Genomic DNA, 17936 nt, shown 5'->3' on the forward strand with positions numbered 1-17936 from the left:
TCCTGGAGGCGCTCGTGAAGCGCCTGCTCCACGCCCTTTTCGTCGCGGTGCTGCGGCGAGCCGCCTGAGCCGCCCGGATCCGGCCCGAGACGCCCGCACCCGCCCCGGCCTGCGGCGTGTCGGCGGGACATCGGCCCGCCGCGCCGCTACGGTAGGCGGATCTCGCGGGAAGACCGGTCAACACGGCACGATCTACCCCTGTGGTCTGGTGGAATCTAGTGCTGTGAGTGGTCAGACCTGGCGGCTGGTGCGGCGCGGGGACACGGGACGCGTCGAGCCCCCTGTGCTCGATGAGCATCAGCGTGCCGTGGTCGCGCACCCCGGCGGCCCGCTGCTCGTGCTCGCCGGGCCGGGCACCGGCAAGACCACGACCATCGTCGAGTCGGTCGTCGACCGCATCGAGCACCGCGGCGTCGATCCGGAGCGGGTCCTCATCCTCACCTACAGCCGCAAGGCCGCCGGCGAGCTGCGCGAACGGGTGACCGCACGGCTGCGCCGCACCACCAGGACCCCGCTCGCCCTCACCTTCCACAGCTACGCGTACGCGCTGCTGCGCCGCGAGGCGGTGCTCGCCGGCGAGGCGCCGCCGCGTCTGCTCACCGGACCGGAGCAGCTCCTGGAGATCCGGCGGCTGCTGCACGGCGAGCTGGAGGACGGAGCCCGGGAGTGGCCCGAGTCGCTGCGCGAGGCGCTCAAGACCCGCGGGTTCGCCGAGGAGCTGCGCGACTTCCTGTCCCGCGCCGCCGAGCGCGGCCTCGACGGGGAGCGGCTCGAAGAGCTCGGCAGGCGCCACGGCCGCGCCGACTGGGTGGCCGCGGGCCGCTTCTCCACCCGCTACCAGCGGCGCTTCGACCTCGACCCCGAGCCGGCGCTCGACTACGCCGAGCTGATCAGGGCGGCGGCCGGGCTGCTCGCGGACCCCGACGTGCGCCGCCGGGAGCGAGCGGCGCACGACGCCGTCTTCGTCGACGAGTACCAGGACACCGACCCGGCCCAGGAGTTCCTGCTGCAGCAGCTCGCGGGCGACGGCCGCGACCTCGTCGCGGTGGGCGACCCCGACCAGTCGATCTACGGCTTCCGCGGGGCCGACGTGCGCGGGATCCTGAAGTTCCCCGAACGGTTCCGCACGCTCGACGGCCGCGACGCCCCCGTCCTGGCCCTGCGCGTCTGCCGCCGGAGCGGCGCCGACCTCCTGGAGGCCTCGCGCCGCCTCGCCGCCCGCCTGCCCGCCGCGCCCCTGCCCACCGCCACCGCCACCGCCCCACCCGCGCCCCTGCCCACCGCCACCGCCACCGCCCCACCCGCGCCCCTGCCCACCGCCACCGCCACCGCCCCACCCGCGCCCCTGCCCACCGCCACCGCCACCGCCCCACCCGCGCCCCTGCCCACCGCCACCGCCACCGCCCCACCCGCGCCCGGCGCGTCCGTGCGGCGCCCGTTCGGGCACCGTGACCTGCTGAGCCTGCCCGAGATCGACCCCGGCGAGACGCGGGTGCTGCTCGCCGACAGCACGAGCCAGGAGGCTGCGGTCGTGGCCGACGCGCTGCGCCGCGCCCACCTCATCGACGGGGTGCCGTGGCACCGGATGGCCGTGCTCGTGCGCTCGGCGTCCAGGCAGGTCCCGCTGCTGCGGCGGGCCCTGGTCAGCGCGGGCGTGCCCACCATGGTGGCCGGCGACGAGGTGCCGATCGCGCAGGAGCCCGGCGTCCGCCCCCTGCTGACGATGCTCCGGGTCGCCCTCGACCCCGGGGCGCTGGACGAGGGCGTGGCCGAGGAACTGCTCACCGGCCCCCTCGGCGGCACCGACATGATCGGCGTGCGTCGCCTGCGCCGCGCCCTGAAGATCGCCGAGAACGAGGCCGTGCCGGACGACCACGAGGCCCGGCGCGCGTCCGGCGAGCTGATGGTCGCCGCGCTCCGCGACGCCCGCGAGCTGACCCGCGTCGAGCCGCACATCGCGCTGCCCGCCGAACGGGTCGGCAAGCTGCTCGCCACCGCCGTCGAGGCGGTGCGGGCCCAGGGCAGCGCCGAGGACATCCTGTGGGCCGTCTGGCAGGCGAGCGGCCTGGCCGAGCGGTGGACCGACCTGAGCCTGTCCGGCGGCGCCAGGGGCGCGCAGGCCGACCGCGACCTCGACGCCGTGGTGGCGCTGTTCGACCAGGCGGCCAGGTTCGTGGACCGGATGCCCAAGGCGGGGCCCGAGGTGTTCCTCGACGACCTCGCCTCCCAGGAGATCCCGGGCGACACGCTGGCCGAGCGGGCCCCCGACGGCGACGCGGTCCGCGTGCTGACCGCCCACCGGTCCAAGGGCCTGGAGTGGGACGTGGTCGTGGTCGCGGGCGTCCAGGAGGGCGTCTGGCCCGACCTGCGGCTGCGCGGCTCGATGCTGGGCGTCGAGGACCTGGTCGAACTCGTCGAGGGGGCCGACCCCAGCGCGGCGTCCCTGTCCTCCAAGCTGCTCGCCGAGGAGCGCAGGCTGTTCTACGTGGCCGCCACGCGGGCCAGGCGCCGGCTCGTCGTCACCGCCGTCGGCGGCGAGGACACCGACGAGCGGCCGTCCAGGTTCCTCACCGAGCTGATGCCGGGCGCTGTCGAGACGGCCACGGTCGACGACCGGGCGCGCTGGCTCACCATGTCGGCGCTGGTCGCCGACCTCAGGAGCGCCGTCACCGACCCCACCAGGCCGGCCAGGGTCAGGCGCACGGCGGCCAGGCACCTCGCCCGGCTCGCCGCCGCGGGCGTCCAGGGCGCCCACCCCAACGAGTGGTACGCCCTGACCCCGATGACCGACGACCGCCCGCTGAGCTGGCCGGACGACACGGTCAGCATCTCGCCGTCGGCCGTGGAGAGCTTCACCAAGTGCGGCCTGCGCTGGCTGCTGGAGACGGCCGTCGGCGCCGGCGGCACCAGTTCGGCCCAGGGACTCGGCACGATCATCCACGCGCTCGCCGTGCTCGCCGCCACCGACCTGCCCAGCGAGGACCTGCTCGGCAGGCGCCTGGACGAGATCTGGAACGAGCTCGACTTCGGCGGCGTCTGGTTCAACCGCAAGCAACGCCAGGTCGCCGAGCAGATGATCGCCAAGTTCGTGCGCTGGCACAAGGAGAACCCCCGCGAGCTGGTCGCCCTGGAGGAGGGCTTCACCGCCATGGTGGGCGACGGCGTGCAGATCAAGGGCCGCGTCGACCGGGTCGAGCGCGACTCCGAGGGCCGCGCCGTGATCATCGACCTCAAGACCGGCGGCTCCAAGCCCAGGGCGGGCGAGCTGGACCGCCACCCCCAGCTCGGCGTCTACCAGCTCGCGGCCGTGCTCGGCGCGTTCGCCCGGCACGGCATGACCGAGCCGGGCGGCGCCGCCCTCGTCCAGCTCGGTAAGGCGGCCGGCCGCAACGACGCGCTGGAGCAGCGCCAGGGCGCCCTCGCCGACGACCCGAACCCCGGCTGGGCTCGCGACCTCGTCGACACGGTCGCGATCGGCATGTCCGGCCCCTTCTTCCAGGCCAAGGCCAACGACGGCTGCCGCACCTGCGCCGCAAAGGCGAGCTGCCCGGTCAACGACAGCGGGGGCCAGGTGTGCTGACCCCCGCCGACCTGGCCGGCAAGCTCGGCATCCTGCCGCCCACCCCCGAGCAGGCCGACGTCATCCAGTCGCCCCTCGAACCCATGGTCGTCATGGCCGGCGCCGGCTCAGGCAAGAGCGAGACCATGGCCGGCCGGGTCGTCTGGCTGGTGGCGCGCGGCCTGGTCCGGCCGGCGAACGTGCTCGGCCTGACGTTCACCCGCAAGGCGGCCGCCGAGCTGGCCAACCGCGTCCGCGAGCGGCTCACCGGCCTCGCCGAGGCCGGCCTGGTCGAGCCGGAGCTGCTCGACGACGAGCCGACAGTCTCCACCTACCACGCCTACGCCGCCCGCCTGGTCACCGACCACGCGCTGCGCGAGGCGCTGGAGCCGACCATGCGCCTGGTCACCCCCGCGGTGTCGTGGCAGCTCGCCTCCCGGGTGGTGGCCGGGTACGACGGGCCGATGGACCGCGTCGAGCTGGGCCCGCCGTCGGTCACCGCGGCCGTGCTCGAGCTCGCCGGCGAGCTGTCGGAGCACCTGCGCACCGCCGCCGACGTGCGCCGGGTGGGCGAGTGGCTGGACGGCCTGCACGGGCGGCTCACCGGCCGCACCACGCTCGCCCAGCGCCGCCCGCTCACCGTCCAGGCGGCCAGGGAGGAGCTGCTGCCGCTGGTGGAGGCGTACGAACGGCTGAAGCGCGCCCGCGAGGTCATCGACTACGGCGACCAGATGGCTCTCGCCGCGCGGATCGCCGCGGGCCACAAGGAGGTCGGCGAGATCGAGCGGTCGCGCTTCTCCGTGGTGCTGCTCGACGAGTACCAGGACACCAGCCACGCCCAGCTCGTGCTGCTGAAGAGCCTGTACGGCAACGGCCACCCGGTCACCGCCGTGGGCGACCCCTGCCAGTCGATCTACGGCTGGCGCGGCGCCTCGGCCGGCAACCTGCGCCGCTTCCCCACCGACTTCCGGACCCGCGCCGGCGACCCGGCGCCGGTGCGGCAGCTCAGCGTCAGCTTCCGCAACGGCGACCGGGTCCTCGACGTGGCCGCCCGCGTGCAGCTCCCGCTGCGCATGGAGGCCCGCGAGGTGCCCGTGCTCGTTCCCGGGCCCAACCGGGTGGACCGGGGCCGTGTCACCTGCGCCTTCCACGAGACGGCCGAGGACGAGGCGCGCTGGATCGCCGACGGCCTGGCCAGGATGCTCGGCCAGGAGGTGGCGCCCGACGGCCTGCCCTGGGGCGAGGGCGAACGCAAGAAGACACCCGCGCTGCAGCCCCAGGACGTCGCGATCCTGGCGCGCAAGCGGTCGCAGTTCCCGGCCCTGCGCAGGGCGCTGGAGGAGCGCGACATCCCGGTCGAGGTGGTGGGCCTGGGCGGCCTGCTCACCGTGCCCGAGGTGAGCGACATCGTGGCCACCCTGCGCGTGCTCTACGACCCGACGGCCGGCGACGCCCTGGCCCGGCTGCTGGCCGGCCCGCGCTGGCGGATCGGACCGGCCGATCTGCGGGTGCTCGGTGAGTACGCCAGGGAGCTGACCCGCGAGGCCCGCGAGAGCCGCCACGAGCGCGACCCGCTCGACCAGGTGGTCGCCGACCTCGCCGAGGAGCGCGGCAGCCTGGTCGACGCGCTCGACGAGCTGCCCGACCGGCAGGAGTGGCTGGAGGCGTTCTCGCCGCTGGCCCGCACCCGGCTGGTCAGCCTGGCGTACGAGCTGCGCCAGCTCCGCGCGCACACCGCCCAGCCGCTCCCCGACCTGATCACCGAGGTGGAGCGGCGGCTGGGCCTCGACATCGAGGTGGCGGCGCGCGGCGGCACGGTCAGCGCGTTCGCGGCCCGGGCCGACCTCGACGCGTTCCTCGACGCGGCCTCCCGCTTCGCCGGCGACTCCGAGGACCCGACGCTCGGGGCGTTCCTCGCCTACCTGCAGGCGGCCGAGAGCGAGGAGTTCGGGCTGGAGGCCGGCCGGGTCGGTGAGAGCAACAGCGTCAAGCTCATGACCGTGCACGCCTCCAAGGGCCTGGAGTGGCCCGTCGTGGTCGTGCCGGGCCTGTCGCAGCTCATCAGCTCCAAGGGCACGATCGCCACCGGCAGCATGTTCCCGGCCACGCCGGTGACCAACAGCCGCTGGACCGACAACCCGCGCAAGCTGCCCTACCCGCTGCGCGGCGACGTCGCCGACCTGCCGCGGCTGACGGGGCTGACCAAGGAGGAGCTGGCCGCGTTCGACGAGAGCTGCCGTGAACGCGACCTGATGGAGGAACGGCGACTGGCGTACGTGGCGGTCACCCGGGCCCACTACCACCTCATCGCCTCCGGCTTCCGCTGGGGCAGCGCGTCCAGGCCGCTGGAGCCGTCCGACTTCCTGCTGGAGATCCGCGACAGCGCCGACAAGGTGGCCTTCTGGGCGCCCGAGCCGCGCGAGGGGGAGACCAACCCGCTGCTGGCCGAGCCCGCCGAGGCCGTCTGGCCGGTCACGCCCGAGGGGCTGCGCTACGAGTCGGTCCTCGACGGCGCCCGCCTGGTCGAGGACGCGCTGGCGGGCACCCTGGCCGCCGCCGCCGACGACGAGCCGGTGCGCGCGTTCGAGGAGGAGCGCATCCGCGCCTGGGAGCGTGACACCGACCTGCTGCTGCGCGAGCGCGAGCAGCACCGGCGGCGCACCGGCACGATCGTCGAGCTGCCGTCGAAGCTGACCGTGTCGTCGCTGGTCACGCTGGCCGCCGACGCCCGCGAGCTGGCCCGCAGGATCCGCCGCCCGGTCCCGGTCAAGCCGGCTCCGCTGGCGCGCCGCGGCACCTCCTTCCACAAGTGGCTGGAGACGCGCTGGGACCAGCAGCGGCTGCTCGACGACTTCGACCTCGACCTCGTCGACGAGATCGAGGAGGCCGACGTGCGGCTCGCGGAGCTGCAGGAACGCTTCGAGGAGAGCGAATGGGCCGAACGCCGGCCGCTCGACCTGGAGGTCCCGTTCGAGACCATGATCGCCGACCGGCTGGTGCGCGGCCGGATGGACGCGGTCTTCGAGCTGCCCGGCGGCCGCTACGAGGTCGTCGACTGGAAGACCGGCGAGCCGCCCACGGGCAAGGCCGCGCGGGCCGCCTCCGTGCAGCTGGCCGCCTACCGGCTGGCCTGGTCGCACCTGGCGGGCGTGCCGCTCGACCGCGTCAGCGCCGCCTTCCACTACGTGCGCGCCAACCGGACCGTCCGCCCCGTGGACCTGCTCGACGCCGACGGCCTGGTGGCGCTCGTCGAGTCGGTGCCGGTGAACCAGGCGCCGGTCACCCCCGCAGGTGGTGGAAGCTCGGACGGGGGTGCATGAGGAACTCGTGGTGGGAGATGTTCCAGGCGTAGGCGCCGGCCATCGCGAAGACCACCGTGTCCCCCACCCGCACCGAGGTCACGACGTCACGGGCGAAGACGTCCTTGGGGGTGCACAGCTGCCCGACGAGCGTGACCGGCTCGTCCGCCACCCCCGGCCCGTCACCCGTCGGCAGCACCGCGAACGGCTGGTCGTGCCCCTTGGCGACCGGCGTGCGCAGATGGTGGGTACCACCCAGGAGGATCGCGAACGCCGCGCCGCGCACCCGCTTCACGTCCACCACCCGGGTCACGTACGAGCCGCAGTAGGCCGTCAGCGCCCGCCCCGGCTCGATCCGCACCCGCTGCCCCGGGCGGCGCAGCCGGGCCAGGCCCCGGCCGTATCCGGCCCAGTCGAAGACGTCGTCCGGCGCCGTGTAGGACACGGCCATGCCGCCGCCCAGGTTGACCTCGTCGTGCGGGGTGTCCAGCAGCCGCTCGGCCAGGCGGAGCAGGGCGGGCGCGTCCAGGCCGCTCGCCAGGTGCGCGTGCAGGCCGCGCAACCGCACCCGCGCGGTGAAGAGCGGCAGGCACTCGGCCACCCCCGCCTCGTCCATGCCGAACGGGCCGCTCATCGTCAGCGCCGCCCCCTCGACCGGCAGACCCGGGTTGATCCGCAGCAGCACGTCGGCCTCCAGGCCGGTGGCCAGCAGGCGCCGCAGCTCGTTCGGCGACTCGACGTGGACGCGGTGGTGCGGCAGGCGCAGCTCCGCGTCGGTCTTGCCGGGCCCCGCCAGGGCCAGCCGCCCGCCGGGGAACAGCGCCGTCACGTGGGCGTGCTCGCCGGCCGACGACACCTCGAACCCGTCCACGTACGGCTCCAGCACCCGAAGCAGCTCCGGGTCCGGGTTGGCCTTGACCGCGTAGTACAGCTCGACCTCCGGCAGCGCCCGTCGCACCGCGGCGGCGTGGGCGTCCAGGGCGGCCAGGTCGTACAGGTAGGCGGGCACGTCGCCGAGCCGCGGGGCCGCGTCCCGCACGGTGGGCGTGATCATGCGAGGGGGTTCGCGATCGGCACGTAGCCGGCCGCCCGGTCGGCGGCGCGGGCCCAGCGCACCCCCAGGTTCGCCTTGGCGGGCAGCGGCGCTCCGGCCAGCAGGTCCGAGAGCGGCTCCGGCCGGCCGAGCTCGCCGGCCTGCCGGTCCAGGATGTCGCGGGCGGCCCGCCACAGCTCGCGCAGCACCTCGTCGCCGCCGGGCGCCGCCACCGTGGCCGCGATCTCGGTGAGGTGGTTGACGAGCAGGCAGTAGACCACCCGGGCCCAGCCGCGTTCGGCGTCGTACGTCATCGCCCGCGCCACCCGCTCCGGCACCCCGGCGAGGTCGTGCCGGCCGGCGACCAGCTTGGTGCCCTCCAGGTCGCGGAAGACCGCCTCGCGCGGCATGCCGTCGCCGTCCAGGCCGATCAGGACGTTCTGCAGGTGGGGCTCCAGGATCACGCCGTGCGCGAAGAACAGCTCCAGCACGGGCGGCGCCACCGCCGACACGTACGCGCTCCACCAGCCGAGCGGGTCACGCCGGGCGGCACCGTCGGCGGCCAGCGCGCCCGCCAGGACCGGCACGACGCCGGGGGAGCACACCGACCACGGGCTCTCACGGACGATCACCCCCAGCCCCTCCAGCAGCCGCGTCCCGAGGCGCGCCGAGCGGTAGCCCGGCTCGGCCAGCCACCGCGTGCCGGGGAACCTGCTCGCCACCTCCTTGACCACCGGCCCGAGCCGCGCCGTCAGCTCCACCGCTCCGGCCAGCTCGTACCAGGCGTTCTTGCGCACGCAGTTGGTGATCCGCACGTCCAGGCTGAACTTCAGGCACACCCCCGCCGTCGGCGCGTACACCGTGCGCACCGACGACGTCGGCGCCACCGGCGGCCCGTCGCCCAGATCGACCAGCTCGTCGCCCAGCGCCGGGCGCAGCAGGTCGAGCTGCCACGGATGCGCGGGCAGCAGCCGGTAGCCCGGCGGCGCCTCACCCAGCAGGTCCAGGGCTGACGCGTCGCCCTCCTCGGCCAGCACGTCGGCGCGCACCCCGAGCAGCCGCACGGGGAACTCGGCGTGCGCCTCCGGCGCGTAGCGCAGCCAGCGGTCACCACCACGCGCCTTCGGGCTGGGATGGAACGGGTGCCCGAACACCAGGGCCTGCTCCGAGGCCAGCCACGGGTCGGCCGGCGGCGCCGCTGCGGCCCGCGCCCGGAGGATCGCCGCCACCGCCTCCCTGCTGGCGGCCACCTGCCCGGCGAACTCCTCGTTGCCGCCCGCCGCGGACAGCTCCAGCTCCACCAGCCGGACCAGCTCGTCCGACGTCAGCGGGCGCCACAAGCCGGCCTCCAGCCGCTCCGGCGGCCCGTCGAGGCGCAGCGCCGCGCCGCCACGCGTACGCGCCCGCAGCAGCACGCCGCCCACCCGCAGCAGCACGTACGGCGGCGCCGGCCACACCAGCCCGCGCGGCCCGGCCACCTCCCGCACGCAGCAGCGGAGCAGGGCCGCCAGCGTCGCCTCCTCAGCCGGCGACCCCGGCGCGTCGAGGACCAGACCGTGCATTCAAGCTCTCCTCAGGTAGTTGGGCCCGCTGGTGCCGTAGAACTTGTTGACGTCCCGCGCGCCTGTCCGCTCCTTGGCCACCAGCGTCCCGGCGGTGATCATCGACTTGCCGGTGAGCCGGGCCGCCTCCAGCGTCCTGGCCCGCAGCAGCCTGGCCATCGGGTCGTCGCCGTACTCGTCCAGGGCCTCGGCCAGCGTGGCGCGCACCAGGGCGGCGGCCTGGCGGTACGGCAGCGCGCCGAACGCCACCGCCGCGGCGGCCAGGTGCAGGGTGATGGTCACGAACACGTCGGCCAGCGCGTGCGGGTCGTCGGTCAGCATCCGCTCGTCGGCGAAGGCCGGCACCTCGATCCCGGCCGCGGCCAGCCTCGCGGGGGAGGCGAGCAGGCCGTCGTTGTCCTTGATCAGGAGCCTCATGGTCCCGTCGTGGAAGACCAGCGCGAGGTTCTGCTGGTGGGCCTCCAGCGCCACGCCGTACCTGACGAACAGCCGCACGTTCCACCGCAGCAGCACGCGCAGGTAGCCGGCCAGCACGCCGCCCGGCTCACCGCCCGGCACTGGGTCAACGCCCGGCACGTCGCCCAGCCCGCGGAGCACCCCGGGGGCGTTCAGCGCGGCCACCGGCACGATGACGCCCTCCGGCAGCCGTCGCACCATCCACGCCAGGTACTCGTGCCCGGCGTGCGCGTACGTCTGCTCACCGGCCACCAGCACGCCGGGATCGGCGAGCCGGCGCAGCAGCGACTCGGCGCGGGCGCCGTCCTCCAGCGTGCCCGGCCTGATCGACCGGCGGTTGCGCGCCCCCAGCGTGCTGGTCGGCAGCGGAAGTTTCAGGTGCGCGCGCGGGGTCACCTCCACGGTCCGCATCGACAGCGTCGGCCGTACTGTCACGCGGGTCGCGTCCAGCAGCCGTACCCCGTCGATCCCCGCCACCTCCCCGGCGGCCAGCGGATGCACCGGGAACAGCGTCTCGTCCGCGCCCACCGCCAGGTCGGGCGGCGCGACGTCGGCCGGCAGCTCGGCCGAGCCCGCACGCAGCATCGCGCGCGGCACGGCGGCCCACCGCAGCTCGAACGACGGCGCGAACTCCGGCGCGTAGGCCAGCAGCTCGCCCTCCGTCAGGCCCAGCCGGGCACGGGCCGTCGGGTACACCGGATGGTCGGCGAACGCGGCCAGCGTCTCGTACGAGGGCCCGCCGGCGAGCACCGCCGCCGCCCGGTCGTCGTGCAGTTCCCAGGCGCGCAACGCCTGCGCGCACTCCTCACCGAAGGCCGCCACCCCTTCGGCGTCGGCCGGATCGGCCACCTCGGCCAGGGTGGCGAGCACCTCGCGCAACGCCAGCCGTTCGCCCGTGGCCACCACGAAGTCCTGGAACAGCCCGCCCGGCGCCAGCCGCACCGTCCGGCCGCCGGCCAGCACCAGCCCGACCCCGTCGCGGCCGCGGCTGACCCGGTCCGACAGCCGGCCGTAGTCCTCGCGCAGCAGCGCGTCCAGCACCCGCGCCGCGAGGTACGCCTCCCGAGGACTCATCCGATCACCCAGGGTCTGGCCGCCCGGTAGCCGGCGACGGCCGCCTCCACCCGGTCGCGGTCGGGCCCCACCGCGCGGATCACGCCCAGGTAGTCGCGGTTGGTGTGGGTCCGCTCCACCACCTCGCCCACCGCGCGCAGCGGCCGGTGCCACAGCCGCACGCCGTCCCGCGTCACCGCCTCCGCCGCCGGGGCCTCGGTGATCGTGCCGGAGCGGTCGGCGACCAGGCTCACCGCGCTGCCGTGCCCCGCCGCGCCGGGCACGTCGGGCACCGGCTCGCCGAGGTGCGCCAGCAGGATCCACTCGAACAACGGCACCCCGAGCAGGTCGGCCAGGAGGAAGTCGCAGTGGTCGCCGATCACCCGGTAGTTCACCTCCACGATCCGCGGCCCGGCCGGCGTCAGCACGTACTCGGTGTGGCACGCCCCGAACCCCACGCCGAGCGCCGCCAGCGCGGCCAGCACGTGGTCGTGCGGCCCGTCCGGCGACCAGTCGAGCCGCTCCTCCACGAAGTGCGGCAGCGGGCCCAGCGTGGTCGCGAACCCGCCCAGCACCCGCGTCGCCGACGCGTCGCCCAGCGTCTCCAGCGTGCGCAGCGGTCCCTCCAGGTACTCCTCCACGACCAGCGCCTCGCCGGGCCGCCGCCGCCTGATCCCGGCCACCGCCCGGGGCAGGTCCTCCTCGACCAGCACGACGTCCTCGCTGGCCACCCCTTCGCGCGGCTTGACCACCACCGGGTACGGGACGCCGTCCGGCACCGGGTCGCCGGGCGCCAGCCGTACCGACCAGACCCGCTCGACCCCGGCCTCGGCCAGGGCCCGGCGGGTCAGGAACTTGTTCTTGGCCGCCAGGCAGGCCCGCCAGTCCTTGCCCGGGAGCCCGAAGTAGTCCGCCGCGAGCGCGGTCTCCACCTGCAGGTGGTCGGAGTTGGAGAAGATCGCGGCGGGCCGGCCGAGGGAGGCGACCGTGTCGATGAGCGCGCGCGGGTCGCGCACGTCGCAGCCGACGGCGCCGGGATGCCGCTCCGGCCGGTCGGTGAGGATCGTGACCTCGCAGCCCAGCGCGCGGGCGGCCGGAAGGAACCCGTCGGTCACCGAGTCGGTCGGTTTGAGCGCGGTCAGGTACAGCCGCAACGCGTGGCACCCCCGAAGCATGATCAGGTTAGGCTTACCTAACCATGTGATCCTAGCCCGTTCGCGATCACCCCCGGGCCAGGACGCGGCAATCCGTCCCTGGTCCCGCGCGAACTCCGGGGCCATAGGATGACATGGGATTCGGGGAAGGGTGGGCGCGTGCGCACGAGGGCGGAAGAGCAACTCATGGGGCCGCTGCTCCTGGCGCGCGGGACGATCGACCGGTCCGCGGCGCTGCGCGCCGACGCCGACTGGCTCCAGCGGGCCTGGGCGGCGCCCACCACCCGCGCCCTCGTCATCCACGAGGGCCGGACACTCGTCAGGCGGGTCGGCGACGAGGTGCGCGCGGAGCTGTTCGGCACCGCCGAGGCGCCACCCGGCGAGCGCTACCTTCTCGGCGTGGAGGGCGAGGTGGCCTACTTCGCCGTGGCAGCCCCGCTGCCCGTGCCCACGCCGGGCGAGGCCGACCCGGGCGCCAACGGGCGCGTCACGGTCCCCATGAGCCTGCACGACGCCCCCGAGGACGTCACCGTCGCCGCGGGGCTGCGCCAGGTCGGCGGCCTGCTCGGCGACCGCGACGCCGGCCTGCTCGTCTACGCGGTGGCGCTGGAGGCCTGGCACGCCACCCACGAGTTCTGCCCCCGCTGCGGCGCACGCACCGAGGTCCGGGCCGGCGGCCACATCCGGGTCTGTCCGATCGACGCCAGCCAGCACTTCCCGCGCGTCGACCCGGCCGTCATCATGCTCGTCCGCGACCAGGACGACCGCTGCCTGCTCGCCCGCGGCCCCCAGTGGCCGCAGGGCCGCATGTCGATCCTGGCCGGCTTCGTCGAGCCCGGCGAGTCGCTGGAGCACGCGGTGATCAGGGAGGTGGCCGAGGAGGTCGGCGTCGCCGTCACCAACCCGCGCTATCTCGGCAGCCAGCCGTGGCCCTTCCCGCGCAGCCTCATGCTCGGCTTCTTCGCCGACGCCGTCACCACCACCATCGTCCCCGACGCCGACGAGATCGCCGAGGCCCGCTGGTTCTCCCGCGCCGACCTCACCGCCGCCCTCGCCTCCGGCGACGTGCGCCTGCCACCCCCGGTCTCCATCGCCCGCCGCCTCATCGAGACCTGGTACGGCGCCCCTCTCACCGGCGACTGGTGACCCCTCACACAGCCCTCGGTGCCGTGAACGAGGCGTGGAGGCCCGGAAAACCGCACCACCCGAAACCGCCCGAATTCCTGGTTTGCGAATGCACTGGAAAACACGCCGGCGGTTCTCGGAATGGTTATGGGCGACACATATCGCCGGGCATCAACAGAGAAAGAAAGAAAAGCAAAACACTAACCTTGTCAAGGTCGCAGGGCGCGCAGAAAGTGAGGGTGACCAGGAGGAATCCATGACCGATGGAGGAACGGTGGACCGACCCGTCAGCGGGCCCCGGCGCGTCCGGCCGATGATCCGGCGCATGTTGTCCATGGCTCTGGGAATTGCCGCAGTGGCGTTTCTCGCCGCGCCGCCGGCCACCGCGCTGGCGCTGCCCGCGCCGAAGGACTTCGTCTCGTACCTCGATCTCGAGTGCTTCAGGACCGACCCGTACCAGCCGCCGGCCGTCGGTCTGGCGCTGCGGCACCTCAACCCGGTCCTCGACGGTCTGCCGCCCGAGCAGGTCACCCTGGGCGCGCGTGAGCAGTTGTGCGTGCCCGTCGCCAAGAACAACGTGATCCCGCCGCCGGGCGTGCTGGACTTCGTCAGGTTCGTCGACCTGGCCTGTTACCGGGTCGTCACCCCGGCGTCGGGCAAGGCGCTGGGGCTCGCCCATCTCAATCCGGTGCTGCAGGACCTGCCGCGCACGGAGGTCGTGCTGGGCCGGGCGGAGCAGCTGTGCGTGCCGGTCGCCAAGAACGGTGTGGCGCCGCCCGCCGAGGTGATGCAGCTGGTGCGGCACCTCGATCTGCTGTGCTACGGGATCACCCCGAACGCGCCGATGAACCGGGCGCTCAACCTCAGGCAGCTCAACCCGGTGCTGACGGGGCAGATCCCCGCAGCGACGGTGCGGGTGACCGATGCCCGCCAGCTGTGCGTGCCGATGCACAAGGGCGGCGACGTCATCCCGCCCGAGGTGGTGCGAGTGGTGCGTTGGGCGGATCTGGAGAAGTTCGACGTGGTGGCCGCGCCGATGGCGCCGGTGACGTTGAGCCTGCGGCACCTGAACCCGGTGCTGGGCGCGCTGCCGCTGGAGCGGGCGACGCTCACGGCCGCGGTTCAGCTGGGTGTGCCGGTGGCGAAGAACGGCCAGTTCCCGCCGGGGTGACTCCGGTGGCGCAGGTTGCCGGCCGGGCGTTCGGGGGCGCCCGGCCGGTGGCCGGAGCGGGACCGCGGTCAGCGTCCCTTCACGGCTGTGTCGCCGTGGGTGGGACGACCGGCAGTATGACGGCGGACGGGCGGGTGGGGGTGTGGTGGAGTTGCTGGTCGGCCGTGCGCATGGTGATCGCGGTGGCAGGTGGCTGGCCGGTGCCCAGGTTGCGGTCCCAGCGGGGATAGGCCCCGCTGGTGACCTGCACGCGGATGTGATGGCCGCGTTCGAACCGGTGGGCGACGGGCGCCAGTTCGATCTCCACCATCTCGTCGATCGGCTGGTCGGCGATCAGACGCCGCAGTGCGTCCGACACGTGCGTGATCGCGCCGGCGGGGGCCACGTCGCTGATGCGCACGTAGAAGTCCGTGTGAGCGAGGCTGGAGGTGACGTGCAGCTCGGCGGAGGGGATGCCGATGACCTCCAGGTCGGCCGGTAACGGATCGCTCGTGTAGGTGAGGACGTCGTCGCGCCTGGCCAGGACACCGTCACCGGTCTTGCGGGGGATGCCGATGAGGCGTGACATGCCGGCCACGGCGGGGGTCGGGTCCGCGGGGTCGAAGCGGTAACGGTCGGGTGTGGACTGCGCGGGCAGGCCGGGGGCCAGGCCGCCGTCGGGGTGGAGGTGGAGGCGCTGCGGTCGTGCTTCGGCGGGCGGATAGACCTCCAGGTCGCGCCACTCCCGCGCGCCTGTGACGTAGAGCCGCACCGGCGCCTGGCGCAGTTGTCGCCGATCGTTCAGCAGGTGGGCGCGCAGCCAGGTGATGCTTTCCCGCAGGGTGGTCAGTGACAGTTCGGCGTCCCAGTGCTGCCATGGTCCGATGGTCAGGTACGGCTCGCGTCCCGCCTGCTGCAGCGCGCGGTAGTCGCGGACCAGGCCCGGGAGCGCGATGTCGTCCCATCCGCTGATCAGGTGGTTGGGGGCGGTCACCTGCGCCACCGTCGTGCTGTGATCGGCGCGCGCCCACCACGGGTCGTCGGCGTGGGGGTGGTCGATCCAGTCGCGCCAGTGCGGTGCCGTGGCGCCGATGGCGATGGTGTCCGCTTCGGTCAGCGGGAGCCGACGGGCGGCCTGTGCCCTCTTCTTCCCGCCGCGTGCCACGGTGGACAGGTAGGCGACGACCGGCTTCTCCTGGTTGGCGACCATGGTGATCCAGCCGAGGCACAGTTCGAGGGCCAGGGCGCCGCCGGGATAGAGGAGGTCGTAGGCGTTGGATCCGATCAGTGAGGTGGTCATGGCCTGCAGCTCGGGTCCGGCCTCGGCGGCGATGGCCCACTGCGTGTAGCCGTTGTAGCTCTGCCCGAAGGTGCCCAGCTTCCCGGTGGACCACGGCTGGTCGCGCAGCCAGGCGAGGACGGCCCGGCCGTCGTCGCGTTCGGAGACGAACGGGGTGAGCGCTCCTCCGGAGCCGCAGGTTCCCCGGCCGCTGACGATCACGACGTGGAAGCCGCGTTCGGCGATCAGGCGGCCGATGAAGCCGCCCTTGGTCCGGTCGGTGTAGACGGAGCGGATCAGGATGGTCGGCCGGTTGCCGAGCCCTTGGGGCGCGTAGTGGTCGGCCAGCAGCACGATGCCGTCCGGAGTCGGGATGCGCAGGTCCTTCTCGACGGTGACGTCTGTGGTCTCGGCCGGCGCCAACCTCGCCTTGCGCGCCATGATCGTGGCGGCGATGTTCATGACAGGTGCCTCTCTCGGATGCTGATCCGACGTGACGTGGCTCGTGGCCGGGGGCTTGCCGAGCCGGGGGCCAGGTCCTTCACGGCCGGCCCTTCCTGACGTTGTCCATGGCCGACAGGACTGTTTCGTCGGCGAACACGCCCTTGGTGAGGATCTCGACGGCCGTCCGGGAGATACGCAGCGCGGCGTTGGTCTCGGCCGGATCCGTCACGCCGAGCACCCTGGACACGTGCTCGTGCAGCAGGAGGGGCGCGAGCAGCCAGCTGACGTAGAGGGCCGCCCGGGTGTGCGGATCTTCTGTGTGGTGGACCCATCCTTCGGCGGTGCCACGGCCGAGCCACCCCTCGCTGACCTCGACCATCTCGTCGAACAGCGTGGAGGCCTCGGGTGAGCCGTCGAGGAAGGCGCGGGCGAGATAGCGTCTGAGCTCGGGCGCGTCGAGCGTCGCCGCGAGCTTCGCGGTGTCGCCCAGGTCGGCCGCGCCGCCGTCGCCGCGCAGAACCTCCACGAGGTGGGCGTCGCAGGCCTTGCGCAGCCCTTCCTTGGAGTCGAAGTGGTGCAGGACCAGGGCGGGGGAAACCCCTGCTTGCGCGGCGATGGCGCGCACGCTGACCCGGTTGACGCCCTCGCGGCCGAACAGGTCGATCGCGGCGTCTCTGATCCGTGCACGAGCAGTGAGATCTGCTGAACGCATGAACAGCATACTAACCGAACGTTCAGCTTCGCTGCCAACGCCTGCGGAGCGGCAGGCCGGCGTCGCGTCCGTCGTCGGCGGCAGGGCCGGCACCATGCCGCCCTGCCGAGCCGTCCTCACCGGACGGCCGTATCGCCTCGCAGGAGGGCCGTTCCCAACGGGGTGATCGTGTGCATGACGGCCCCGCCGATCCGGATCGTCGAGATCAGGCCGGCGTTGCGCAACACGGTGGCGTGCTGGCTGGCCGAGGCGAGCGAGATCCCCACCCGCTCCGCCAGGGCGGTGGTCGTCGCCGGATCGCGTAACGCGGCCATGACCGCCGCTCGGGTCCGGCCCAGCAGGGGGCCCAGGGCGTCCGCTGAACACGACGGGCGGTCCGCGTGGCCCATGGGATACACCAGCGTGACCGGCCCGTCGGCCGGGTACCCGAGCATCGGCGCCGGGGCGAAGTACGACGGAACGAGCAGCAGTCCCCGCCCGCACAGCGGCACCTCGTACGAGGAGCGCGACGGGATGCGCAGCACGGGAGGATCCCAGTGCCAGCCGACGTTCAGCGTGGCGAGCAGGGCGTCGACTCCGCCGCGGAGCAGGGTCTCGGTCCGCAGCGAGCGGTCGGCGGCCGCGCCGGCCTGCACCTCGGACCACAAGGGGGCCAGCGACGAGGTGAAGTAGCCCCGCATGTCGTCGGTGAGCCGCTGTCGTGCCGCGACGGTCCCCGACAGCAGGTCCAGCAAGGAGCGACTCGGACGGCCGAAGAAGGGCAGCGGGCTCAGATCCACGGCGAGTTGTTCGACGGGAGTCTGCCTGATCCGCTCGAGCCCGCCGTCGAAATCGTGAGCGTCCGGCTGCAGCAGGAAGTCGGGCACGAACCCGTCAGCACGGACCAGCTCCGACAGCAGGCCGGCCCGGGCCTCCAGGCCGCCCTTCCTCCGCTCCTGCAGGTGCCGCGCCCCAGGCGGCCGCCACCGTCTCCCACCGCCGGGGGCGATGCGGGACAGCCGCACGCTGAGGGCCGCCTCGTACACGGCGCTCGGCCCCGGAGCCACCGTGATGCGGCGCAGATCCGTCTCGGCGAACACTATGCGGAACACACCACATGATCTTCACACG

Annotated in this window: 11 protein-coding genes; 4 read left to right on the forward strand and 7 right to left on the reverse strand. The window is 74.1% G+C overall.

What is annotated here, in order from left to right; all coding sequences use genetic code 11:
* The first annotated feature begins 283 nt into the window (after positions 1 to 283).
* Together CXR44_RS23885 and CXR44_RS23890 are read left to right on the forward strand one after the other, a co-directional pair.
* Positions 284 to 3580 carry an ATP-dependent helicase gene (locus tag CXR44_RS23885; RefSeq protein ID WP_101788319.1) on the forward strand — a complete coding sequence of 1099 codons (3297 nt, stop codon included), beginning with the start codon at positions 284 to 286 and terminating at the stop codon, positions 3578 to 3580.
* Positions 3574 to 6879: an ATP-dependent helicase gene (locus CXR44_RS23890; RefSeq protein WP_101788320.1), complete on the forward strand. Its 3306-nt coding sequence runs from the start codon at positions 3574 to 3576 to the stop codon at positions 6877 to 6879. The genes CXR44_RS23885 and CXR44_RS23890 overlap by 7 nt, the downstream gene beginning before the upstream one ends.
* Here the strand turns inward: CXR44_RS23890 and CXR44_RS23895 are convergent.
* Genes CXR44_RS23895 through CXR44_RS23910 form a run of 4 tightly spaced genes read right to left on the reverse strand, consistent with a single transcriptional unit; the run spans position 6839 to position 12116 of the window.
* Positions 6839 to 7912: a type III PLP-dependent enzyme domain-containing protein gene (locus CXR44_RS23895; protein WP_101788321.1), complete on the reverse strand. Its 1074-nt coding sequence runs from the start codon at positions 7910 to 7912 to the stop codon at positions 6839 to 6841. The genes CXR44_RS23890 and CXR44_RS23895 overlap by 41 nt on opposite strands.
* Positions 7909 to 9453: an IucA/IucC family protein gene (locus tag CXR44_RS23900; RefSeq protein WP_101788322.1), complete on the reverse strand. Its 1545-nt coding sequence runs from the start codon at positions 9451 to 9453 to the stop codon at positions 7909 to 7911. Before CXR44_RS23900 ends, CXR44_RS23895 begins: the two co-directional genes overlap by 4 nt.
* Positions 9454 to 10983, reverse strand: a complete 1530-nt coding sequence (locus CXR44_RS23905) for an IucA/IucC family protein (RefSeq protein ID WP_101788323.1) — start codon at positions 10981 to 10983, stop codon at positions 9454 to 9456. It lies immediately after the preceding gene.
* Positions 10980 to 12116, reverse strand: coding sequence for an ATP-grasp domain-containing protein (locus CXR44_RS23910; RefSeq protein ID WP_101788324.1), 1137 nt, complete (start codon positions 12114 to 12116; stop codon positions 10980 to 10982). Before CXR44_RS23910 ends, CXR44_RS23905 begins: the two co-directional genes overlap by 4 nt.
* Positions 12117 to 12302: 186 nt before the next feature.
* Here CXR44_RS23910 and nudC point away from each other — a divergent pair, with 186 nt between their 5' ends.
* Both nudC and CXR44_RS23920 read left to right on the forward strand, forming a co-directional pair.
* Positions 12303 to 13262 (forward strand): NAD(+) diphosphatase, encoded by a 960-nt coding sequence (gene nudC / locus CXR44_RS23915; protein ID WP_101788325.1) that lies wholly within the window; start codon positions 12303 to 12305, stop codon positions 13260 to 13262.
* A 304-nt stretch (positions 13263 to 13566) separates the two neighbouring features.
* Entirely contained in the window at positions 13567 to 14412 is an 846-nt protein-coding gene (locus CXR44_RS23920) for a hypothetical protein (RefSeq protein ID WP_245899367.1), read from the forward strand.
* A 79-nt stretch (positions 14413 to 14491) separates the two neighbouring features.
* On the opposite strand, the gene CXR44_RS23925 is transcribed toward CXR44_RS23920, so the two are convergent.
* From CXR44_RS23925 to CXR44_RS23935, 3 genes are all read right to left on the reverse strand, one after another.
* Entirely contained in the window at positions 14492 to 16132 is a 1641-nt protein-coding gene (locus tag CXR44_RS23925) for a CocE/NonD family hydrolase (protein ID WP_101788327.1), read from the reverse strand.
* Between the two features lie 79 nt (positions 16133 to 16211).
* A complete protein-coding gene (locus tag CXR44_RS41745) occupies positions 16212 to 16826 on the reverse strand; it encodes a TetR/AcrR family transcriptional regulator (RefSeq protein ID WP_101788395.1) in 615 nt (204 codons plus the stop codon).
* 116 nt (positions 16827 to 16942) lie between these two features.
* On the reverse strand, positions 16943 to 17917 hold the full coding sequence (locus tag CXR44_RS23935) for an ArsR/SmtB family transcription factor (RefSeq protein WP_101788328.1): 975 nt from the start codon (positions 17915 to 17917) through the stop codon (positions 16943 to 16945).
* Between the last annotated feature and the right edge of the window lie 19 nt (positions 17918 to 17936).

The sequence above is a fragment of the Nonomuraea indica genome (assembly GCF_002850745.1).
GTDB lineage: Bacteria > Actinomycetota > Actinomycetes > Streptosporangiales > Streptosporangiaceae > Nonomuraea > Nonomuraea indica.